The organism is Phytobacter sp. SCO41 (genome assembly GCF_003073275.1).
Taxonomy (GTDB): Bacteria; Pseudomonadota; Gammaproteobacteria; order Enterobacterales; family Enterobacteriaceae; genus Phytobacter; species Phytobacter diazotrophicus.
This window is the reverse complement of record NZ_CP027225.1, coordinates 495,551-516,260: the sequence shown is the minus strand read 5'-3', so window position 1 is coordinate 516,260 and position 20,710 is coordinate 495,551. Positions and strand designations below refer to the sequence as shown.

Here is a 20,710-nt window from a genome sequence, read left to right as displayed (position 1 = left end):
ATGCAACAGGCCATCCCTACGGATGGCCTTTTTTATTGATTCAGTTCCCGCAGGTTGTACTGGAAAAGAAGCTGCAAACGCGCTGATAAACCTATATCAAAAACAAAAGGCCCAGTCTTTCGACTGAGCCTTTTGTTTTAATTGATGTCTGGCAGTTCCCTACTCTCACATGGGGAGACCCCACACTACCATCGGCGCTACGGCGTTTCACTTCTGAGTTCGGCATGGGGTCAGGTGGGACCACCGCGCTAAAGCCGCCAGACAAATTCTTTCTAAGCGCCGAACTTTAACCTTAAAACTGGTGCTGATACCCAGAGTCGAACTGGGGACCTCACCCTTACCAAGGGTGCGCTCTACCAACTGAGCCATATCAGCACGCTTAATTTGATGCCTGGCAGTTCCCTACTCTCACATGGGGAGACCCCACACTACCATCGGCGCTACGGCGTTTCACTTCTGAGTTCGGCATGGGGTCAGGTGGGACCACCGCGCTAAAGCCGCCAGGCAAATTCTGTTAATCTGTATCTAAGCTGAAAATCTTCTCAATCCGCCAAAACATCTTCGGCGTTGTAAGGTTAAGCCTCACGGTTCATTAGTACCGGTTAGCTCAACGCATCGCTGCGCTTACACACCCGGCCTATCAACGTCGTCGTCTTCAACGTTCCTTTAGTGTCCTTAAAGGACAAGGGAGAACTCATCTCGGGGCAAGTTTCGTGCTTAGATGCTTTCAGCACTTATCTCTTCCGCATGTAGCTACCGGGCAGTGCCATTGGCATGACAACCCGAACACCAGTGATGCGTCCACTCCGGTCCTCTCGTACTAGGAGCAGCCCCCCTCAATTCTCCAGCGCCCACGGCAGATAGGGACCGAACTGTCTCACGACGTTCTAAACCCAGCTCGCGTACCACTTTAAATGGCGAACAGCCATACCCTTGGGACCTACTTCAGCCCCAGGATGTGATGAGCCGACATCGAGGTGCCAAACACCGCCGTCGATATGAACTCTTGGGCGGTATCAGCCTGTTATCCCCGGAGTACCTTTTATCCGTTGAGCGATGGCCCTTCCATTCAGAACCACCGGATCACTATGACCTGCTTTCGCACCTGCTCGCGCCGTCACGCTCGCAGTCAAGCTGGCTTATGCCATTGCACTAACCTCCTGATGTCCGACCAGGATTAGCCAACCTTCGTGCTCCTCCGTTACTCTTTGGGAGGAGACCGCCCCAGTCAAACTACCCACCAGACACTGTCCGCAACCCGGATTACGGGTCCACGTTAGAACATCAAACATTAAAGGGTGGTATTTCAAGGTTGGCTCCACGCAGACTGGCGTCCACGCTTCAAAGCCTCCCACCTATCCTACACATCAAGGCTCAATGTTCAGTGTCAAGCTATAGTAAAGGTTCACGGGGTCTTTCCGTCTTGCCGCGGGTACACTGCATCTTCACAGCGAGTTCAATTTCACTGAGTCTCGGGTGGAGACAGCCTGGCCATCATTACGCCATTCGTGCAGGTCGGAACTTACCCGACAAGGAATTTCGCTACCTTAGGACCGTTATAGTTACGGCCGCCGTTTACCGGGGCTTCGATCAAGAGCTTCTCCTTACGGATAACCCCATCAATTAACCTTCCGGCACCGGGCAGGCGTCACACCGTATACGTCCACTTTCGTGTTTGCACAGTGCTGTGTTTTTAATAAACAGTTGCAGCCAGCTGGTATCTTCGACTGATTTCAGCTCCACCCGCAGGGGCTTCACCTACATATCAGCGTGCCTTCTCCCGAAGTTACGGCACCATTTTGCCTAGTTCCTTCACCCGAGTTCTCTCAAGCGCCTTGGTATTCTCTACCTGACCACCTGTGTCGGTTTGGGGTACGATTTCGTGTTACCTGATGCTTAGAGGCTTTTCCTGGAAGCAGGGCATTTGTTACTTCATCACCGTAGTGACTCGTCATCACACCTCAGCCTTGATTATCCGGATTTGCCTGGATAACCAGCCTACATGCTTAAACCGGGACAACCGTCGCCCGGCTAACATAGCCTTCTCCGTCCCCCCTTCGCAGTAACACCAAGTACAGGAATATTAACCTGTTTCCCATCGACTACGCCTTTCGGCCTCGCCTTAGGGGTCGACTCACCCTGCCCCGATTAACGTTGGACAGGAACCCTTGGTCTTCCGGCGAGCGGGCTTTTCACCCGCTTTATCGTTACTTATGTCAGCATTCGCACTTCTGATACCTCCAGCATGCCTCACAGCACACCTTCACAGGCTTACAGAACGCTCCCCTACCCAACAACACTTAGTGTCGCTGCCGCAGCTTCGGTGCATGGTTTAGCCCCGTTACATCTTCCGCGCAGGCCGACTCGACCAGTGAGCTATTACGCTTTCTTTAAATGATGGCTGCTTCTAAGCCAACATCCTGGCTGTCTGTGCCTTCCCACATCGTTTCCCACTTAACCATGACTTTGGGACCTTAGCTGGCGGTCTGGGTTGTTTCCCTCTTCACGACGGACGTTAGCACCCGCCGTGTGTCTCCCGTGATAACATTCTCCGGTATTCGTAGTTTGCATCGGGTTGGTAAGCCGGGATGGCCCCCTAGCCGAAACAGTGCTCTACCCCCGGAGATGAATTCACGAGGCGCTACCTAAATAGCTTTCGGGGAGAACCAGCTATCTCCCGGTTTGATTGGCCTTTCACCCCCAGCCACAAGTCATCCGCTAATTTTTCAACATTAGTCGGTTCGGTCCTCCAGTTAGTGTTACCCAACCTTCAACCTGCCCATGGCTAGATCACCGGGTTTCGGGTCTATACCCTGCAACTTAACGCCCAGTTAAGACTCGGTTTCCCTTCGGCTCCCCTATTCGGTTAACCTTGCTACAGAATATAAGTCGCTGACCCATTATACAAAAGGTACGCAGTCACCCCATTAAGAGGCTCCCACTGCTTGTACGTACACGGTTTCAGGTTCTTTTTCACTCCCCTCGCCGGGGTTCTTTTCGCCTTTCCCTCACGGTACTGGTTCACTATCGGTCAGTCAGGAGTATTTAGCCTTGGAGGATGGTCCCCCCATATTCAGACAGGATACCACGTGTCCCGCCCTACTCATCGAGCTCACAACCTGTGTGCTTTCGTGTACGGGGCTGTCACCCTGTATCGCGCGACTTTCCAGACGCTTCCACTAACACACAAGCTGATTCAGGCTCTGGGCTGCTCCCCGTTCGCTCGCCGCTACTGGGGGAATCTCGGTTGATTTCTTTTCCTCGGGGTACTTAGATGTTTCAGTTCCCCCGGTTCGCCTCGTTTGACTATGTATTCATCAAACGATAGTGCAACGAATTGCACTGGGTTTCCCCATTCGGACATCGCCGGGTCAAAGGTTCATATCACCTCGCCGGCGCTTTTCGCAGATTAGCACGTCCTTCATCGCCTCTGACTGCCAGGGCATCCACCGTGTACGCTTAGTCGCTTAACCTCACAACCCGAAGATGTTTCGTAAAACATCATCGTGTCGCGAAAATTTGAGAGACTCGAACACACTTTCGTGTGTCGTTTCAATTTTCAGCTTGATCCAGATTTTTAAAGAGCAAATATCTCAAACATGACTCGAAAGTCAGTTTTGAGATATCGGTGGCAACGCCTTTCACACATTACCGCGCAAGTGGCGTCCCCTAGGGGATTCGAACCCCTGTTACCGCCGTGAAAGGGCGGTGTCCTGGGCCTCTAGACGAAGGGGACACTTAAGTCTCGCTCGCAAGACGCCTTGCTTTTTACTTTTCATCAGACAATCTGTGTGAGCACTACAAAGGCAGGTTCTTTAAGGTAAGGAGGTGATCCAACCGCAGGTTCCCCTACGGTTACCTTGTTACGACTTCACCCCAGTCATGAATCACAAAGTGGTAAGCGCCCTCCCGAAGGTTAAGCTACCTACTTCTTTTGCAACCCACTCCCATGGTGTGACGGGCGGTGTGTACAAGGCCCGGGAACGTATTCACCGTGGCATTCTGATCCACGATTACTAGCGATTCCGACTTCATGGAGTCGAGTTGCAGACTCCAATCCGGACTACGACATACTTTATGAGGTCCGCTTGCTCTCGCGAGGTCGCTTCTCTTTGTATATGCCATTGTAGCACGTGTGTAGCCCTGGTCGTAAGGGCCATGATGACTTGACGTCATCCCCACCTTCCTCCAGTTTATCACTGGCAGTCTCCTTTGAGTTCCCGGCCGGACCGCTGGCAACAAAGGATAAGGGTTGCGCTCGTTGCGGGACTTAACCCAACATTTCACAACACGAGCTGACGACAGCCATGCAGCACCTGTCTCACGGTTCCCGAAGGCACTAAGGCATCTCTGCCAAATTCCGTGGATGTCAAGACCAGGTAAGGTTCTTCGCGTTGCATCGAATTAAACCACATGCTCCACCGCTTGTGCGGGCCCCCGTCAATTCATTTGAGTTTTAACCTTGCGGCCGTACTCCCCAGGCGGTCGACTTAACGCGTTAGCTCCGGAAGCCACGCCTCAAGGGCACAACCTCCAAGTCGACATCGTTTACGGCGTGGACTACCAGGGTATCTAATCCTGTTTGCTCCCCACGCTTTCGCACCTGAGCGTCAGTCTTTGTCCAGGGGGCCGCCTTCGCCACCGGTATTCCTCCAGATCTCTACGCATTTCACCGCTACACCTGGAATTCTACCCCCCTCTACAAGACTCAAGCCTGCCAGTTTCGAATGCAGTTCCCAGGTTGAGCCCGGGGATTTCACATCCGACTTGACAGACCGCCTGCGTGCGCTTTACGCCCAGTAATTCCGATTAACGCTTGCACCCTCCGTATTACCGCGGCTGCTGGCACGGAGTTAGCCGGTGCTTCTTCTGCGGGTAACGTCAATCAACACGGTTATTAACCGTATTGCCTTCCTCCCCGCTGAAAGTGCTTTACAACCCGAAGGCCTTCTTCACACACGCGGCATGGCTGCATCAGGCTTGCGCCCATTGTGCAATATTCCCCACTGCTGCCTCCCGTAGGAGTCTGGACCGTGTCTCAGTTCCAGTGTGGCTGGTCATCCTCTCAGACCAGCTAGGGATCGTCGCCTTGGTGAGCCATTACCTCACCAACTAGCTAATCCCATCTGGGCACATCCGATGGCAAGAGGCCCGAAGGTCCCCCTCTTTGGTCTTGCGACATTATGCGGTATTAGCTACCGTTTCCAGTAGTTATCCCCCTCCATCGGGCAGTTTCCCAGACATTACTCACCCGTCCGCCACTCGTCACCCGAGAGCAAGCTCTCTGTGCTACCGTTCGACTTGCATGTGTTAGGCCTGCCGCCAGCGTTCAATCTGAGCCATGATCAAACTCTTCAATTTAAAAGTTTGATGCTCGTAGAATTAAACTTCGTAATGAATTACGTGTTCACTCTATGAGACTTGGTATTCATTTAGTGTCCGAAGACATTAAGAATCCATGTCACTTTGAGTGCCCACACAGATTGTCTGATAAATTGTTAAAGAGCAGTGCAACGCGGCTTTCGCTCACCGTTGCGAGGTGGCGTATATTACGCTTTCCTCTTTCAGAGTCAACCCGTTATTTCAGGATTTTTCTCTTCGTTGTTCCGACCATCTCGTGAAGTGTTTCACATTGTCGTCTCAACGGAGGCGCATTATAGGGATCCCATTTTTTTGCACAAGCCTTTTTTCGATCTTTTTTACTGATTGTTGTTTTTTCGCCCTTTTCGATGAGATCCCGTACGATCTGCTCGAATTATGACAAGTAAAAGGCTTGCACAAGGCCGTTATTGCCACCAAAGTCTACTTCACAACCTGTTTTTGATGAGGTAGCTATGTCCGCAGTTTTACGTCCTTATAGAAATTTGTATCCTCAAGTCGGTGAAAAAGTGATGGTCGATGCCACCAGCGTCGTGATCGGCGATGTACGAATTGCTGATGATGTCGGCATCTGGCCACTGGTCGTTATCCGCGGTGATGTCAACTATGTAGAGATAGGGGCACGCAGTAATATCCAGGACGGTAGCGTATTACACGTTACGCATAAGTCTTCTTATAACCCGGAAGGTAACCCGCTTATCATTGGCGAAGATGTGACGGTGGGACATAAAGTCATGCTGCATGGCTGCATTATCGGTAACCGCGTTCTGGTCGGAATGGGGTCCATTTTATTAGATGGCGCGGTTATAGAGGATGACGTGATGATTGGCGCGGGCAGCCTGGTTCCGCAAAATAAACGCCTCGAGAGCGGTTACCTATACCTTGGCAGCCCGGTGAAACAGATCCGCCCGCTAAAAGAAGAAGAGATCGCAGGGTTAAAATACTCAGCGAACAACTACGTGAAATGGAAGGATGAGTATCTGGCTCAGGATAACCAGATATAACCCTGCTCGTCTTCCTGCTGCTCACGGATCAACTGTTCGGCCTCGTCTTCCAGATCCCAGCGGTTTTCCCGGAATAACGCCAGCCACAGCGCTGGCGAATCGCCTCCAAAACGTTCCGCCAGGACCTCAGCACGCATAATGCAGGTAAGTTGTAAGCCATTAACCAGGGCAGGAAAACACACCGCCTGCTGTGCATCATTCCACTCTTCCCTGTCGGGAAATTGGATAGCCTGGTTCATTCCGCCAGTTCCCTCTGGAGCTGTTTAATAACAGATTCGATATCTGGCAATACGCCATGCCATAACAGCACGGAATGCGCAGCTTGCCCCACCAGCATCCCTAAACCATCGGCGCATCGCTGCGCCCCATTTTGCTGGCACCAGGCAAGGAAAGGTGTACTGCCTTTTTGATAGAACATGTCGTAGCAAAAAAGCTCTGCATGGATGAGAGATTCGGGTAACTCGGGCACGCCTCCATCAATACCACTGGAGGTAGCATTAATGATGAGGTCGAATTCATGACCTGCCAGCTCGGATAACGCAAGCGCATTCACGCTGCCGGTATGAGCAAAAAGCGTTGCCAGTTCCTGTGCTCGAGCCAACGTCCGATTGGTTATTGTCACTGCGCAATCCAGCGAAAGCAGCGGGAGCAGTACGCCTCGTGCAGCGCCACCCGCACCAATTAGCAGGATGCGAAAGCCGGGTTTGATAAATGACAAGCGCTCCAGATCGCTCAATAACCCGATCCCGTCAGTGTTGTCACCCAGCAAGCGCCCATCATCAAGACGCTTTAATGTATTTACCGCCCCCGCAAGCGCAGCGCGTTCCGTAAGTTCATCTGCCCGACTGAAAGCTTCTTCTTTAAAAGGCACGGTAATATTGGCGCCTTTTCCTCCCGCAATAAAGAAAGCCTCAAGCGTATTGACGAAATCATCCACTGGCGCCAGTACGCGACCATAAGGATGTTCAATCTTTAACTGAGCCGCAAATTGCGCGTGAATAAACGGCGATTTGCTGTGTGCGACGGGGTTACCAAATACAGCGTAGGATTCCATAGCGTTAACCTTGACGAAATAATTCACCGGTAAGGGCGTCGCGAATTTCAGAAGGATTCTGGCGGCCACCCGTTTTCCCTTCCACGACAGGGAAGTCGGCACCAAATTGCTGGCGTACTTCGTCATCCGTTCTGCAAGGAGGTAAACCGGTCAAGTTTGCACTGGTTGATACCAGTGGTTTGCCGTACGCCTCGCACAGCGCGATCACCAGCGGGTGATCGGTAACGCGCACTGCCAAAGAGTCGAAACGCCCGGTCAGCCAGCGCGGCGTGGTAGCTTTGGCAGGAAAGACGAATGTTACCGGTCCTGGCCAGCAGGCGAAAACAGCCTGCCGCTGAGTCTCATTCAGCATGCTGTCGTCTATATAGGGCTTTAACTGCTCGAAACTGGCGGCGATCAGTATCAGTCCTTTCTCGACCGGGCGCTGTTTCAATTCAAGCAGACGATTTACGGCAATCTCACTGTCCGGGTCACACCCAACACCGAAAACCGCTTCTGTGGGATATGCGATGACTTTTTTATTTTTCAGGACCGCCACCGCAGCAGCAATGGGATCCAAATGCAGGTTATTCTTCACGAGTCTGTTCCGCCGTTACCGGCTTTCCACATTGTTTACTGGCGCAGAAACATCTGATGCCTTGCGCCGTTTTTTTCTCAATCAGTAGCGGGTAGTGGCATGTTGGACACTCCCCTGCCACGGGTTTGAAATTGATGACGAACTGACAATCGGGATAACGATCGCAGGAATGGAAGGTTTTGCCAAATCGCGACCGTCGCTGGATCAAGTGCCCGGTCTGACACTGTGGACATGTGATCGCGGTGTCATCGGGTTTGTCGATTTGTTCGGTATGTTCACACTCAGGATAGTGGCTACAGCCAATGAACATCCCAAACCGCCCCTGTCGCAGTACCAGTACGGCACCACAGACGGGGCAGTCTTGTCCATCCAGAATTTTAACGACGTGCCCATCCGCCTGACTTTTCAGCGGACGAACATAATCGCATTCCGGATAATGAGAACATCCGAGAAACGGACCATGCTTGCCGGAACGAATAACGAGTTCAGCCCCGCACTGTGGGCAGGGCTCGTTGTTACGCACCGTAAACAGTGCTGATTTGGCCATAAGGACTCTGGAAGCTGCAAAAATGATTAATGCAGCATACCTTCATTCACTTCAAAGAGTAATTCTTCCATTTGCTGGTAGGCGTTTTCACACCCTGGAATGTTAAACAGAACCATCAGAATGACCCATTTAAGGTCTTCCAGTTCGAATTCTGCCGTATCCAGCGCCAGCACACGTTCAATCACCATTTCACGTGTTTCGAGGTTTAGCACCTGAATCTGCTCCAGGAATAATAAAAATCCCCGGCAACTGGCATCCAGCCGTTCACACTCTTCTGGCGTATAAATACGCACGGAGAGCGGGTCAGAAGCGAGCTGCATCGGTTCGGCAAGGCCTTCCTGATAATCAGCCAGCTTTTCAAGCCACAGAAGCGCGTTATAGATATCTTCACGATCAAAACCAGCGTCGGTAAGGTCCCGTTCCAGTTTGTCCTGATCCACCCGCATTTCAGCTTCGTTATGGATGTAAGTCTCAAACAAATACATTAGTACGTCGAACATGGCTTGCCCTCCTTAATCGGACATAGCCGCCGGGTACAGCTGCGATCCACCCTGCTAACTCCAGTTCAAGTAGCTGAGCCACAGTTACTGGCACAGGTTGGCCGGCACGTTCAGCGACGACGTCAACAGGTGTTACCTCATCTCCTACGTTAGCCAGGAGCTCGGGAAATGGCAATGCCACCTCTTCTTGATCTGGCGAATAAATTGAATTTTCGTTACCTGGCTGCAACCAATGTAGCCCGTATTGCAAACTTTCCAGAATCTCTTCTGGCGAGACAACCAGGAGCGCGCCCTGCTGTATCAACCAGTGCGGCCCCTCACTGCCGGGATTTCCTACCGGACCGGGGAGCGCAAAAACTTCACGCCCCTGTTCCACCGCACAGCGCGCAGTCACTAATGAGCCGCTGCGTAAAGCAGCTTCAATAACCAGCACCCCACGACTAAGCCCACTAATGATGCGATTACGTCGAGGGAAATTGCCCGGATTAGGTGTAGTCTTGAGGGAAAATTCGGAGACGAGCGCCCCACCATTGGCAACGATGTCAGCAGCCAGGGAGATATGACGCCGTGGATACACGGTAAAAAGGCCATGCCCCAATACACCAATGGTTTTACCCTGCGCGTTAAGCGCTGCGCGATGCGCAACACTGTCGATCCCAAGCGCCAGTCCACTGGTAATGGTTAAACCGCTCCGTGCCAGAGCTTCACAAAACTGAGTCCCCCAACGCTCGCCGTACCATGAATGTGCTCGACTGCCAACGACAGCAATCTGCTGGCTCGCCAGCACATCTGGATCCCCTTTAATAAAAAGCGCCCCAGGATAATCAGCAAGCGCCCGTAACTGCGGAGGATATTGCTTCTCGCAGGCCAGAATAAGATGATGCTGTGGCTGCTCAAGCCATAGCAAACTCTCTTCAATTTCCTGCGAGCTCATGGCCAGAAACCGTCTGGCCTGTTTTGCCGTCAGGCCGCTTGAGGTTAACGTCTCAGCATCAATCACAGCGCTATTTGCCAGGCTTTGCGCCGCCCTGAGCATCCCCTCACCGAACAGATCGCCTGTATATATCAGGCGCAACCATATTTCTGTAGAAGTCATCTGCATCCCTGCCATAAATACCTCGCCCAATCCTTGCGATTGGTCACCGATGCTGTCAATCGGAGGGGGATTTGTCTAGAATAGAGGGAATAATCTTTCTTACTCTTGAACACGACTCTGGATATTTATGGCAGTTTTGCAAGTGTTACATATTCCGGACGAGCGTCTTCGCAAAGTCGCCGCGCCGGTAAAAGAAGTTAATGCAGAAATTCAGCGTATCGTCGACGATATGTTTGAGACGATGTACGCCGAAGAAGGTATCGGTCTGGCTGCAACCCAGGTAGATATTCATCAACGTATTATCGTTATTGATGTCTCTGAAAACCGCGATGAGCAACTGGTGTTAATTAACCCGGAACTGCTGGAAAAAAGCGGCGAGACGGGAATTGAAGAGGGTTGCCTCTCTATTCCAGAACAGCGTGCGCTTGTTCCGCGTGCCGAAAAAGTGAAAATCCGCGCGCTGAACCGCGAAGGTCAAACCTATGAGCTGGAAGCGGATGGCCTGTTGGCTATTTGCATTCAGCATGAGATGGATCATCTGGTCGGAAAATTGTTTATTGACTATCTGTCACCACTCAAGCAACAACGTATTCGCCAGAAAGTTGAAAAACTTGATCGCATGAAAGCGCGAGCTTAAGGATAAGAATCCACGTGTCAGATTCACTACGCATTATATTTGCCGGCACACCTGATTTTGCAGCGCGTCACCTCGACGCGCTGCTCTCTTCTGAGCATCAGATCGTTGGCGTATTCACTCAGCCTGATCGTCCTGCCGGACGCGGCAAAAAATTGATGCCGAGCCCGGTCAAAGTACTGGCTGAAGAGAAAGGGATTCCAGTATTTCAGCCAGTGTCTCTTCGCCCACAGGAAAATCAACAGCTCGTTGCCGATTTGCAGGCCGATGTCATGGTGGTTGTCGCCTACGGCCTCATCCTGCCGAAAGCTGTTCTGGAGATGCCTCGTCTCGGCTGCCTGAACGTACACGGTTCTTTGCTCCCACGCTGGCGTGGTGCGGCACCGATCCAACGTTCCCTCTGGGCGGGTGACACGGAAACTGGCGTCACCATCATGCAAATGGATGTCGGGCTGGACACGGGGGATATGCTTTATAAGCTCTCCTGCCCAATCACTGCCGAAGACACCAGTGCGACACTCTACGATAAGCTGGCACAACTTGGCCCGCAGGGTTTGCTCGCAACGCTGACGCAAATTGCAACCGGTACGGCAACGCCCGAGATTCAGGATGAAACGCAGGTTACCTATGCTGAAAAACTTAGCAAAGAAGAAGCGCTTCTTGACTGGTCTTTGCCTGCTGAACAGCTTGAGCGTTGTATTCGAGCCTTCAATCCCTGGCCAATGAGCTATTTCGTCATTGAGGATCAGCCCGTTAAGGTCTGGAAGGCGTCGGTGATAAATAGCCAGGCTAAAGCCGAACCCGGCACCATTATTGAAGCTAATAAGCAAGGTATTCAGGTTGCAACGGCTGAGGGCATTTTGAATCTTGAATCGCTCCAACCCGCCGGTAAAAAAGCGATGAATGCCCAGGATTTACTAAACTCCCGGCGGGAGTGGTTTACGCCGGGCAATCGTCTGGTCTGACAATTATCTTTAAGCCCGGTACTACCGGGCGTTTTTATTTTCGTGGCTATGAAAAAAAATATTAATTTACGCAGCATGGCGGCACAGGCTATCGAGCAGGTCGTTGAACAAGGGCAATCCCTGAGTAATGTTCTTCCGCCGCTACAGCAAAAAGTCTCCGATAAAGACAAAGCACTGCTGCAGGAGCTCTGCTTTGGCGCACTGCGAACGCTCCCGCAACTGGACTGGCTTATCAACAAGCTGATGTCCCGCCCAATGACGGGTAAACAGCGTACCGTGCATTATCTGATTATGATTGGCCTGTATCAGCTACTGCATACCCGTATTCCGGCTCACGCCGCGCTGGCAGAGACCGTTGAAGGTGCCGTTGCTATCAAGCGTCCACAGCTTAAGGGCCTGATTAATGGTGTACTGCGTCAGTTCCAGCGCCAGCAAGAAGCCTTACAGGCTGAGTTTGAACAGAGTGAACAACGCTTCCTGCACCCAACATGGTTGCTAAAACGCCTGCAAAAAGCGTATCCGCAACAGTGGCAACATATTGTCGAGGCCAATAATCTGCGTCCACCTATGTGGTTGCGCGTCAATCGTAACCATCACTCCCGTGACGCCTGGCTGGCGCTGCTGGCCGAAAGCGGAATGGAAGGATTCTCACATCCGGATTATCCCGATGCTGTACGCATGGCATCCGCGGTTCCTGTAAGCGCATTACCCGGTTTTGATGAGGGCTGGGTCACTGTCCAGGATGCGTCCGCACAGGGCTGCATAACTTTCCTTGAACCGCAAAATGGTGAACGCATCCTGGATTTGTGTGCCGCCCCAGGCGGTAAAACCACACATATCCTTGAAGCCGCTCCGCAAGCCCGCGTTCTGGCTATCGACATTGACGAGCAACGTCTTTCCCGCGTCTATGACAACCTTAAACGTCTGGGAATGAAGGCTGAGGTGAAGCAAGGCGATGGACGTCACCCTGCACAATGGTGCGGCGATGAGAAATTCGACCGTATTTTGCTGGATGCGCCCTGCTCAGCAACGGGGGTTATCCGTCGCCATCCGGATATCAAATGGTTGCGCCGGGATCGTGACATCAGCGAACTTGTACAATTACAGGCTGAGATTCTTGATGCTGTCTGGCCACATCTTAAACCTGGCGGGACGCTGGTGTATGCCACGTGCTCAGTTTTGCCGGAAGAGAACAGCCAACAAATTGCCGCATTCCTTTCACGTACGCCTGATGCTCGCTTAAACGTAACGGGAACACCAGAACGGCCAGGTCAGCAGAATCTGCCTGGAGCCGAAGAGGGTGACGGCTTCTTTTACGCTAAGCTTTCCAAACAATAAGTAGGATAACGGGTCGCAGCTGATGAAAATCATAATACTGGGTGCGGGGCAAGTCGGCGGAACGCTGGCGGAAAACCTGGTCGGTGAAAATAATGACATCACCGTCGTGGATACTAACGGCGATCGTCTGCGTAGTCTGCAGGACAAATTTGATTTACGCGTCGTCCAGGGGCATGGTTCACATCCACGCGTGCTGCGCGAGGCTGGTGCTGACGACGCAGATATGCTGGTTGCGGTAACCAGTTCTGACGAAACGAATATGGTTGCCTGCCAGGTGGCCTATTCATTGTTTAATACGCCAAACCGTATTGCACGCATCCGCTCTCCGGACTATGTGCGTGACGCAGACAAGTTGTTCCATTCTGAAGCTGTGCCTATTGACCACCTCATTGCCCCGGAGCAATTGGTCATCGACAGTCTTTATCGATTGATTGAATACCCGGGGGCGCTTCAGGTTGTGAATTTCGCCGAGGGGAAAGTTAGCCTCGCTGTCGTAAAAGCCTATTACGGTGGTCCCCTGGTAGGAAACGCGTTATCAACCATGCGCGAGCATATGCCGCATATTGATACTCGCGTCGCCGCTATTTTCCGTCATGACCGCCCAATTCGCCCGCAGGGTTCAACGATTGTCGAAGCCGGTGATGAAGTCTTTTTCATCGCCGCGTCTCAACATATTCGCGCCGTGATGAGCGAGTTACAGCGTCTTGAAAAACCCTATAAGCGCATCATGCTGGTTGGCGGCGGGAATATCGGCGCTGGCCTGGCAATGCGCCTGGAAAAAGATTACAGCGTTAAATTGATCGAGCGCGATCAACAACGCGCGGCGGAACTGGCGGAAAAACTACAAAACACCATTGTATTTTATGGTGATGCGTCGGATCAGGAACTGCTCGCAGAAGAACATATTGATCAAATGGATCTCTTCATTGCCGTTACCAACGATGATGAGGCGAATATCATGTCCGCCATGTTGGCCAAGCGAATGGGCGCCAAGAAAGTCATGGTGCTCATTCAACGCCGTGCCTACGTCGATCTGGTGCAGGGCAGCGTGATCGATATTGCGATTTCACCACAGCAGGCCACTATTTCTGCGTTGCTAAGCCATGTGCGCAAAGCAGATATCGTCGGTGTGTCATCGCTGCGCCGCGGTGTTGCCGAAGCGATAGAGGCTGTGGCACATGGCGATGAGAGTACCTCGCGTGTCGTCGGACGTGTTATTGATGAGATTAAGCTGCCACCAGGCACAATTATCGGTGCCGTCGTGCGCGGTAATGATGTGATGATCGCCAACGATAATTTACGTATCGAACAGGGTGACCACGTCATCATGTTCCTTACCGACAAAAAATATATTACCGACGTTGAGCGCCTGTTCCAGCCCAGCCCTTTCTTCCTGTAATTATCGGGCGCCAGACCGGCGCCTTTTATTTAACCCTGGTTTTATCAATGTTAAAAAAATTCAGCAAATTTTTACCCTCAATGGAAAACGAGAATACATTTGTTAGACTTAACTTGTCTGACAGCACAAGGAGAAGAGCATGAGCTTGCTAAAAGAATTTCGCGAATTTGCGATGCGGGGAAATGTAGTTGATTTGGCAGTAGGTGTGATCATTGGGGCAGCATTCGGCAAGATTGTGTCGTCACTGGTTGCTGATATTATCATGCCGCCATTAGGGTTACTGATTGGTGGAATAGACTTTAAGCAATTTGCCCTAACTTTACGCGAAGCACAAGGCGATGTCCCGGCAGTCGTAATGCATTACGGTGTCTTCATCCAGAATATTTTCGACTTTATTATTGTCGCGTTTGCTATTTTCATGGCGATTAAATTGATTAACCGTCTCAAACGTAAACAGGAAGATGAACCCAAAGCACCGCCGGCTCCTGGCAAAGAGGAATTGCTGTTAACAGAAATCCGCGATCTGTTGAAAGAACAAAATAAACGCTCCTGATTAAACTGTTTTAAGCAGAAGGCCAGTGGTAAATAAGCGATTCGCTTGCTTGCCACTGGCCTCCCAGTTCCCTTTCTTACCATGTTTGTCTTTGCGTAAATAACTCCCTTTCCCCTTCTTATTCTTCTCAACTCGCTGTCTGAACAAAGGATCATGAAGCAATGCCTCGATGGCGTTATTGTTAATTTGCCCTTTCTTATGCTGATAGTGGCTCATAATTTCTCCAGATTGTAGTTTAAAACGGCGCAAGTGTAGGCTTGCTGGCAACAAAAAGCAATGTCCCTAAGGAGCGCTGCTGGCACCTTGCTCCAGGGCCTCGAGTATTGAGCAATAGACGCTACTGTGCGCACTCCCACAGCAAGCATCATTCAATTTCTGTAGAGAGCGTTGCATAATCTGCAATTCCTGAATTCTCGCTTCAACCTCGCTCAATCGCGCCTGAACAATGCTCTTGGATTCCTGGCAAGTGTGATGCTCAGGATCGATACGGATAGAGAGCAATTCACGAATAGACTCAAGCGTAAAACCAAGCTGGCGTGCATGTCGGATAAATTTCAGACGCTGTAAGTCATTGTCCGAATAAAGGCGAAAGCCACCCTCCGTTCTGATCTCGTGATCCATCATCTGCTGTTTTTCATAGTAGCGAATGGTGTCCGGGGTAACGTCAGCCAGCTTGGCTAATTCTCCAATGCGAAACATCTCTACTCCTCATCTAATTTCAGCATTAATTTTTCCGCATATTCGCCGCGAAGGAATTCCGTACTTAGTCCAGCTTGCTTCAATTTCAGCTCCAGAAGCGTCAATCTCCGACTTACTTCATGATAATCCGGATGATCCTGGTGTATATGAGCCAGTAACTCTGACAAAGCGAGTGCTTCTTTACGATATTCAAGTTCAGGCGGAAGACAGCCCGCATTTTTGAGTAAACGAAACCCTGCGCGTAGTTCAGGCGGGACATGCGAATCATCGTCCAGGACAAGCGGTTTACCGTTACCAGGCAAATGCTCAAATTCACCTTTTTTCTGCGCATCGAGGATATGTCGTTCTGCCCACTGGTCAAGTAACCACATACCACCTCCAGGAGAGGAACGAAAAACTTATAGACATTTTAGAGAATATGGAGGTTTTGCGGATATAAAAAAACCCGCCGAAGCGGGTTTTCTTACGTTACTGCAGATTACTCTGCAGCAGCTTCTGCTTTCGATTCAGAACGATCAACCAGCTCGATGTATGCCATCGGCGCATTGTCGCCTGCACGGAAGCCACACTTCAGAATGCGAGTGTAACCACCGGCACGGCTCGCGAAACGCGGGCCCAGTTCGTTAAACAGTTTTGCCACGATCTCGTTATCACGAGTGCGGGCGAATGCCAGACGACGATTAGCAACGCTATCAGTCTTGGCAAGAGTAATCAGCGGCTCAACTACGCGACGCAGTTCTTTCGCTTTCGGCAGGGTCGTCTTGATGATTTCATGACGAACCAGCGAACCTGCCATGTTGCGGAACATAGCCTGGCGATGGCTGCTGTTGCGGTTCAGTTGACGACCACTCTTACGATGGCGCATGACCTTATCCTTCTCAGTAAAACCTTAACCTGTGATCCGGTTACTCGTCAGCAATGCTTGCCGGCGGCCAGTTTTCCAGGCGCATGCCCAGAGACAGACCACGTGAGGCCAGCACATCTTTAATCTCGGTGAGAGATTTTTTACCCAGGTTCGGCGTTTTCAGCAACTCAACCTCGGTACGCTGTACCAGATCACCGATATAGTGGATAGCTTCTGCCTTGAGGCAGTTAGCAGAGCGGACAGTCAATTCCAGATCGTCAACAGGGCGCAGCAGGATCGGATCGAATTCTGGTTTCTCTTCTTTCACTTCCGGCTGACGTACATCACGTAAATCAACGAAAGCTTCCAGTTGTTCAGCCAGAATGGTGGCCGCACGACGAATCGCCTCTTCAGGATCGATTGTGCCGTTGGTTTCCATTTCGATGACCAGCTTGTCCAGGTCGGTACGCTGTTCTACACGCGCTGCTTCAACATTGTAGGCAATACGCTCTACAGGGCTGTAGCATGCGTCGACCAGCAGACGGCCGATTGGGCGCTCATCTTCTTCCGAATGAATTCGGGCAGAAGCCGGCACATAACCACGACCGCGCTGAACTTTGATACGCATGCTAATAGACGCGTTCTCATCGGTCAGGTGGCAGATCACGTGCTGCGGCTTGACGATTTCGACATCACCGTCGTGGGTAATGTCGGCTGCAGTCACAGGGCCAATGCCAGATTTATTCAGAGTAAGAATAACATCATCTTTACCCTGAACTCTCACCGCCAGCCCTTTCAGGTTGAGCAGGATTTCAAGGATATCTTCCTGAACGCCTTCTTTGGTGCTGTACTCATGAAGTACACCATCAATCTCAACCTCGGTCACCGCGCAACCCGGCATCGATGAGAGCAGAATACGGCGCAGTGCGTTACCCAGAGTATGGCCAAAGCCACGCTCTAAAGGCTCAAGGGTCACCTTGGCGTGCGTCGAACTCACTTGCTCGATATCTACCAGGCGCGGTTTTAGAAACTCTGTCACAGAACCCTGCATTGTGTCCTCTCTTTGGTACTAAGCTTTACTTGGAGTAAAGCTCGACGATCAGGTGTTCGTTAATGTCCGCAGACAGATCAGAACGCTCCGGCTTACGCTTGAACGTGCCTTCCATCTTGCCAGCATCAACTTCCAGCCAAGTTGGCTTTTCACGCTGCTCAGCCAGCTCCAGAGCGGCTTTCACGCGAGACTGCTTTTTCGCTTTCTCACGAATGCTAACAACGTCATTCGGACTAACCTGATAAGAAGCGATGTTAACAACACGACCGTTTACCATGATAGCCTTGTGGCTAACCAGCTGGCGTGCTTCTGCACGAGTGGCGCCGAAGCCCATACGGTATACAACGTTGTCCAGACGACCTTCCAGCAGAGCCAACAGGTTTTCACCGGTGTTGCCTTTCAGACGTGCTGCTTCTTTATAGTAGTTACGGAACTGACGCTCCAGCACACCGTAGATACGGCGAACTTTTTGCTTTTCACGCAACTGCACACCATAGTCAGACAGACGCGGTTTACGCGCACCGTGCTGGCCAGGAGCTTGTTCAATTTTACACTTGGTATCGATCGCGCGAACGCCAGACTTAAGGAATAAGTCGGTGCCCTCACGACGGCTCAGCTTGAGCTTAGGACCCAAATATCTTGCCATTTTCTTTCTCCAACAATCCTAGAAAACGAGCGCGTTATACGCGACGTTTTTTCGGCGGACGACAACCGTTATGAGGGATCGGAGTCACATCAGTAATATTAGTGATGCGGAAACCAGCGGCGTTCAGAGCACGAATAGTAGATTCGCGACCCGGACCCGGACCTTTGACCATAACTTCCAGATTCTTGATGCCGTATTCTTTAACGGCTTCTGCACAACGCTCTGCTGCAACCTGAGCTGCGAACGGAGTGGATTTGCGAGAACCACGGAAACCGGAACCACCGGCTGTTGCCCAACCCAATGCGTTACCCTGACGATCAGTAATAGTAACGATGGTGTTGTTGAAAGAAGCATGGATATGAGCCACGCCGTCAGAGACTTGTTTTCTTACACGTTTACGTGCACGAATTGGTGCCTTTGCCATTATTCAATCACCCCGATTATTTCTTGATCGGTTTGCGCGGACCCTTACGGGTACGTGCGTTGGTCTTAGTACGCTGACCGCGCACTGGCAGACCACGACGATGACGCAAACCGCGATAGCAACCAAGATCCATCAGGCGCTTGATGCTCATGCTGATTTCACGGCGCAGATCACCTTCAACGACAAATTTGGCAACTTCGTCACGCAGCGTGTCGATTTGTTCTTCAGACAGCTCACTGATCTTAACATCTTCAGCGATACCCGCTGCAGCCAGGATGGCTTTGGAACGGGTCTTGCCGACGCCGTAGATCGAAGTTAATGCGATCACGGCATGTTTCTGATCAGGAATGTTAATGCCTGCTATACGGGCCACTATGCACTCCTATAATTTTACTTGTACGCACCATGCTGAAAAGCCCGTTTTCAGGATACTCAAATGGAAACGCACAGACATACAAAAGATTGGCTGGCTAATCTAGCCAGCTCAACCCAACTTTGCAAGAAAAATATGCGAAATAATCAGCCTTGGCGCTGTTTATGTTTCGGCTCGGCACTGCAAATCACGCGGATGACGCCATCACGCTTAACGATTTTGCAGTTACGGCATAATTTCTTGACGGAAGCACGAACTTTCATTTTTACTCTCCGTAACTTCTCGGGCGACCATTAACGGCCATAGCCTTTCAGGTTCGCCTTCTTCAATGCAGACTCGTACTGACTTGACATCATCAGAGTTTGCACTTGAGCCATAAAGTCCATAATCACGACAACAACGATAAGCAGCGAGGTCCCACCGAAGTAGAACGGCACTTTCATCGCATCACGCATGAACTCCGGGATCAGGCAGATAAAAGTAATATACAACGCACCAATCAAAGTCAGGCGTGTCATTACCTTATCGATATACTTCGCCGTTTGCTCTCCCGGACGAATTCCTGGTACAAATGCACCGGACTTCTTCAGGTTATCTGCTGTTTCACGCGGATTGAAAACCAACGCCGTGTAGAAGAAACAGAAGAAGATGATTGCAGACGCATAGAGTAACACATAAAGCGGTTGCCCAGGCTGCAAATACAGCGAAATTGTTGTCAGCCAGTTCCAACCAGTACCGCCCCCGAACCATGACGCGATGGTTGCCGGGAACAGAATAATACTGGAAGCGAAAATTGCCGGGATTACCCCCGCCATATTCACTTTCAGCGGCAAATGTGTGCTCTGAGCAGCATAGACACGACGGCCCTGCTGACGTTTCGCGTAGTTTACCACAATGCGGCGTTGACCACGTTCAACGAATACAACAAAGAACGTCACTGCAAATACTAATACTGCAACCAACAGCAACAGGAGGAAGTGCAGGTCGCCTTGACGCGCTTGCTCGATAGTATGGGCAATGGCTGGCGGGAGTCCCGCAACGATACCGGCGAAGATAATGATTGAGATACCGTTACCGATACCACGCTCAGTAATCTGTTCGCCGAGCCACATCAGGAACATTGTCCCTGTAACCAGACTCACAACAGCGGTGAAATAGAATGCAAAGCCCGGGTTAATAACCAGGCCCTGCATACCAGGCATATTCGGCAAACCGGTAGCAATACCGGTTGCCTGAAATATTGCCAGCACCAGAGTGCCGTAACGGGTGTACTGGCTAATCTTACGACGACCAGATTCCCCTTCTTTCTTCAGCTCTGCCAGGGCCGGATGAACGACCGTCAGCAGCTGGATAATAATTGATGCCGAGATGTACGGCATAATACCCAGAGCGAAGATAGAAGCACGGCTGAGAGCACCACCAGAGAACATGTTAAACATTTCAATGATGGTGCCTCGCTGTTGCTCAAGCAGTTTGGCAAGTACAGCGGCATCAATACCAGGGATCGGAATAAAAGAGCCAATACGGAACACAATAAGCGCACCGATAACAAACAGCAGTCTGCGTTTCAGCTCGCCTAAGCCACCTTTGGCACTTTGAAAATCTAATCCCGGTTGTTTAGCCATCT

At 51.2% G+C, this 20,710-nt stretch carries 21 protein-coding genes, 2 tRNA genes, 4 rRNA genes and 1 pseudogene; 6 read left to right on the top strand and 22 right to left on the bottom strand.

Translation table 11 applies throughout. The annotated features are described in order from the left end of the window. Positions 1 to 146: 146 nt before the first annotated feature. From rrf (C5523_RS02520) to C5523_RS02495, 6 genes are all read right to left on the bottom strand, one after another. Positions 147 to 262, bottom strand: a 5S ribosomal RNA gene (gene rrf / locus C5523_RS02520). A 37-nt stretch (positions 263 to 299) separates the two neighbouring features. Then, positions 300 to 375, bottom strand: a tRNA-Thr gene (locus C5523_RS02515). A gap of 14 nt (positions 376 to 389) precedes the next feature. Continuing rightward, a 5S ribosomal RNA gene (gene rrf, locus C5523_RS02510) occupies positions 390 to 505 on the bottom strand. Positions 506 to 571: 66 nt separating this feature from the next. Then, positions 572 to 3,473: ribosomal RNA gene (locus tag C5523_RS02505) — 23S ribosomal RNA — on the bottom strand. A gap of 187 nt (positions 3,474 to 3,660) precedes the next feature. Then, positions 3,661 to 3,736: transfer RNA gene (locus C5523_RS02500), tRNA-Glu, on the bottom strand. Positions 3,737 to 3,821: 85 nt separating this feature from the next. Next, positions 3,822 to 5,361 (bottom strand): 16S ribosomal RNA (locus tag C5523_RS02495). Together the 16S, 23S and 5S rRNA genes with 2 tRNA genes alongside form the textbook arrangement of a ribosomal RNA operon. Positions 5,362 to 5,834: 473 nt before the next feature. Here C5523_RS02495 and C5523_RS02485 point away from each other — a divergent pair. Beyond that, a complete protein-coding gene (locus C5523_RS02485; RefSeq protein ID WP_039076835.1) occupies positions 5,835 to 6,383 on the top strand; it encodes a gamma carbonic anhydrase family protein in 549 nt (182 codons plus the stop codon). Here the strand turns inward: C5523_RS02485 and C5523_RS02480 are convergent. From C5523_RS02480 to dprA, 6 genes are read right to left on the bottom strand one after another with little or no spacing between them, the layout of a single operon-like run. Continuing rightward, complete coding sequence (locus C5523_RS02480; protein WP_071193701.1) at positions 6,365 to 6,622, bottom strand: DUF1488 domain-containing protein; 258 nt, start codon at positions 6,620 to 6,622, stop codon at positions 6,365 to 6,367. The two genes, C5523_RS02485 and C5523_RS02480, sit on opposite strands and share 19 nt — an antisense overlap. Then, positions 6,619 to 7,437 carry a shikimate dehydrogenase gene (gene aroE / locus C5523_RS02475; RefSeq protein WP_107224659.1) on the bottom strand — a complete coding sequence of 273 codons (819 nt, stop codon included), beginning with the start codon at positions 7,435 to 7,437 and terminating at the stop codon, positions 6,619 to 6,621. Before aroE ends, C5523_RS02480 begins: the two co-directional genes overlap by 4 nt. Positions 7,438 to 7,441: 4 nt before the next feature. Further along, positions 7,442 to 8,014 carry an L-threonylcarbamoyladenylate synthase type 1 TsaC gene (gene tsaC, locus C5523_RS02470; RefSeq protein WP_039076832.1) on the bottom strand — a complete coding sequence of 191 codons (573 nt, stop codon included), beginning with the start codon at positions 8,012 to 8,014 and terminating at the stop codon, positions 7,442 to 7,444. Beyond that, positions 8,004 to 8,561, bottom strand: a complete 558-nt coding sequence (locus C5523_RS02465) for a type I DNA topoisomerase (protein ID WP_107224658.1) — start codon at positions 8,559 to 8,561, stop codon at positions 8,004 to 8,006. The genes tsaC and C5523_RS02465 overlap by 11 nt, the downstream gene beginning before the upstream one ends. 26 nt (positions 8,562 to 8,587) lie before the next feature. Further along, positions 8,588 to 9,061, bottom strand: a complete 474-nt coding sequence (smg, locus tag C5523_RS02460; protein ID WP_039076830.1) for a DUF494 family protein Smg — start codon at positions 9,059 to 9,061, stop codon at positions 8,588 to 8,590. Beyond that, positions 9,033 to 10,157 (bottom strand): DNA-protecting protein DprA, encoded by a 1,125-nt coding sequence (gene dprA / locus C5523_RS02455; protein WP_108700546.1) that lies wholly within the window; start codon positions 10,155 to 10,157, stop codon positions 9,033 to 9,035. The genes smg and dprA overlap by 29 nt, the downstream gene beginning before the upstream one ends. A 127-nt stretch (positions 10,158 to 10,284) precedes the next feature. Between dprA and def the strand changes: the two genes are divergently transcribed. From def to mscL, 5 genes are all read left to right on the top strand, one after another. Then, the gene (gene def, locus C5523_RS02450) at positions 10,285 to 10,794 is read left to right on the top strand and encodes a peptide deformylase (protein WP_039076828.1); all 510 of its coding nucleotides are present in this window, start codon (positions 10,285 to 10,287) and stop codon (positions 10,792 to 10,794) included. A gap of 14 nt (positions 10,795 to 10,808) precedes the next feature. Then, positions 10,809 to 11,756, top strand: a complete 948-nt coding sequence (fmt, locus tag C5523_RS02445; protein ID WP_079498855.1) for a methionyl-tRNA formyltransferase — start codon at positions 10,809 to 10,811, stop codon at positions 11,754 to 11,756. A 48-nt stretch (positions 11,757 to 11,804) separates the two neighbouring features. Continuing rightward, entirely contained in the window at positions 11,805 to 13,094 is a 1,290-nt protein-coding gene (gene rsmB / locus C5523_RS02440) for a 16S rRNA (cytosine(967)-C(5))-methyltransferase RsmB (RefSeq protein WP_039076826.1), read from the top strand. A 22-nt stretch (positions 13,095 to 13,116) separates the two neighbouring features. Then, the gene (gene trkA / locus C5523_RS02435; protein WP_039076825.1) at positions 13,117 to 14,493 is read left to right on the top strand and encodes a Trk system potassium transporter TrkA; all 1,377 of its coding nucleotides are present in this window, start codon (positions 13,117 to 13,119) and stop codon (positions 14,491 to 14,493) included. Between the two features lie 139 nt (positions 14,494 to 14,632). After that, positions 14,633 to 15,046, top strand: coding sequence for a large-conductance mechanosensitive channel protein MscL (mscL, locus tag C5523_RS02430; protein WP_039076824.1), 414 nt, complete (start codon positions 14,633 to 14,635; stop codon positions 15,044 to 15,046). Here mscL and C5523_RS02425 read toward each other — a convergent pair. From C5523_RS02425 to secY, 10 genes and pseudogenes are all read right to left on the bottom strand, one after another. Further along, positions 14,937 to 15,262: pseudogene (locus C5523_RS02425) on the bottom strand (alternative ribosome-rescue factor A). The gene mscL and the pseudogene C5523_RS02425 sit on opposite strands and share 110 nt — an antisense overlap. Before the next feature lie 66 nt (positions 15,263 to 15,328). Then, positions 15,329 to 15,745, bottom strand: a complete 417-nt coding sequence (gene zntR / locus C5523_RS02420; RefSeq protein ID WP_039076822.1) for a Zn(2+)-responsive transcriptional regulator — start codon at positions 15,743 to 15,745, stop codon at positions 15,329 to 15,331. 2 nt (positions 15,746 to 15,747) lie between these two features. Then, entirely contained in the window at positions 15,748 to 16,116 is a 369-nt protein-coding gene (locus C5523_RS02415; protein ID WP_108700545.1) for a DUF1992 domain-containing protein, read from the bottom strand. Positions 16,117 to 16,223: 107 nt separating this feature from the next. Further along, entirely contained in the window at positions 16,224 to 16,610 is a 387-nt protein-coding gene (gene rplQ / locus C5523_RS02410; protein ID WP_001216372.1) for a 50S ribosomal protein L17, read from the bottom strand. Between the two features lie 40 nt (positions 16,611 to 16,650). Further along, positions 16,651 to 17,640, bottom strand: coding sequence for a DNA-directed RNA polymerase subunit alpha (gene rpoA / locus C5523_RS02405; protein ID WP_034461761.1), 990 nt, complete (start codon positions 17,638 to 17,640; stop codon positions 16,651 to 16,653). A gap of 25 nt (positions 17,641 to 17,665) precedes the next feature. Then, the gene (rpsD, locus tag C5523_RS02400; protein ID WP_000135224.1) at positions 17,666 to 18,286 is read right to left on the bottom strand and encodes a 30S ribosomal protein S4; all 621 of its coding nucleotides are present in this window, start codon (positions 18,284 to 18,286) and stop codon (positions 17,666 to 17,668) included. Positions 18,287 to 18,320: 34 nt separating this feature from the next. Continuing rightward, positions 18,321 to 18,710, bottom strand: coding sequence for a 30S ribosomal protein S11 (gene rpsK / locus C5523_RS02395; protein ID WP_002919257.1), 390 nt, complete (start codon positions 18,708 to 18,710; stop codon positions 18,321 to 18,323). Positions 18,711 to 18,726: 16 nt separating this feature from the next. Then, positions 18,727 to 19,083, bottom strand: a complete 357-nt coding sequence (rpsM, locus tag C5523_RS02390) for a 30S ribosomal protein S13 (RefSeq protein WP_003863308.1) — start codon at positions 19,081 to 19,083, stop codon at positions 18,727 to 18,729. A 146-nt stretch (positions 19,084 to 19,229) separates the two neighbouring features. After that, on the bottom strand, positions 19,230 to 19,346 hold the full coding sequence (gene rpmJ, locus C5523_RS02385) for a 50S ribosomal protein L36 (protein WP_000868187.1): 117 nt from the start codon (positions 19,344 to 19,346) through the stop codon (positions 19,230 to 19,232). A gap of 30 nt (positions 19,347 to 19,376) precedes the next feature. After that, the gene (secY, locus tag C5523_RS02380) at positions 19,377 to 20,708 is read right to left on the bottom strand and encodes a preprotein translocase subunit SecY (protein ID WP_039076820.1); all 1,332 of its coding nucleotides are present in this window, start codon (positions 20,706 to 20,708) and stop codon (positions 19,377 to 19,379) included. Positions 20,709 to 20,710 lie beyond the last annotated feature (2 nt).

Excerpts from the sequence above, each read along its gene's own strand:
- rpsK (WP_002919257.1), bottom strand. The coding sequence starts at position 18,710 with ATGGCAAAGGCACCAATTCGTGCACGTAAACGTGTAAGAAAACAAGTC.
- rpmJ (WP_000868187.1), bottom strand. The coding sequence starts at position 19,346 with ATGAAAGTTCGTGCTTCCGTCAAGAAATTATGCCGTAACTGCAAAATC.
- rpsD (WP_000135224.1), bottom strand. The coding sequence starts at position 18,286 with ATGGCAAGATATTTGGGTCCTAAGCTCAAGCTGAGCCGTCGTGAGGGC.
- trkA (WP_039076825.1), top strand. The coding sequence starts at position 13,117 with ATGAAAATCATAATACTGGGTGCGGGGCAAGTCGGCGGAACGCTGGCG.
- rplQ (WP_001216372.1), bottom strand. The coding sequence starts at position 16,610 with ATGCGCCATCGTAAGAGTGGTCGTCAACTGAACCGCAACAGCAGCCAT.
- mscL (WP_039076824.1), top strand. The coding sequence starts at position 14,633 with ATGAGCTTGCTAAAAGAATTTCGCGAATTTGCGATGCGGGGAAATGTA.
- C5523_RS02465 (WP_107224658.1), bottom strand. The coding sequence starts at position 8,561 with ATGGCCAAATCAGCACTGTTTACGGTGCGTAACAACGAGCCCTGCCCA.
- rpoA (WP_034461761.1), bottom strand. The coding sequence starts at position 17,640 with ATGCAGGGTTCTGTGACAGAGTTTCTAAAACCGCGCCTGGTAGATATC.
- def (WP_039076828.1), top strand. The coding sequence starts at position 10,285 with ATGGCAGTTTTGCAAGTGTTACATATTCCGGACGAGCGTCTTCGCAAA.
- dprA (WP_108700546.1), bottom strand. The coding sequence starts at position 10,157 with ATGACTTCTACAGAAATATGGTTGCGCCTGATATATACAGGCGATCTG.
- aroE (WP_107224659.1), bottom strand. The coding sequence starts at position 7,437 with ATGGAATCCTACGCTGTATTTGGTAACCCCGTCGCACACAGCAAATCG.
- C5523_RS02480 (WP_071193701.1), bottom strand. The coding sequence starts at position 6,622 with ATGAACCAGGCTATCCAATTTCCCGACAGGGAAGAGTGGAATGATGCA.
- smg (WP_039076830.1), bottom strand. The coding sequence starts at position 9,061 with ATGTTCGACGTACTAATGTATTTGTTTGAGACTTACATCCATAACGAA.
- zntR (WP_039076822.1), bottom strand. The coding sequence starts at position 15,745 with ATGTTTCGCATTGGAGAATTAGCCAAGCTGGCTGACGTTACCCCGGAC.
- C5523_RS02485 (WP_039076835.1), top strand. The coding sequence starts at position 5,835 with ATGTCCGCAGTTTTACGTCCTTATAGAAATTTGTATCCTCAAGTCGGT.
- secY (WP_039076820.1), bottom strand. The coding sequence starts at position 20,708 with ATGGCTAAACAACCGGGATTAGATTTTCAAAGTGCCAAAGGTGGCTTA.
- rsmB (WP_039076826.1), top strand. The coding sequence starts at position 11,805 with ATGAAAAAAAATATTAATTTACGCAGCATGGCGGCACAGGCTATCGAG.
- C5523_RS02415 (WP_108700545.1), bottom strand. The coding sequence starts at position 16,116 with ATGTGGTTACTTGACCAGTGGGCAGAACGACATATCCTCGATGCGCAG.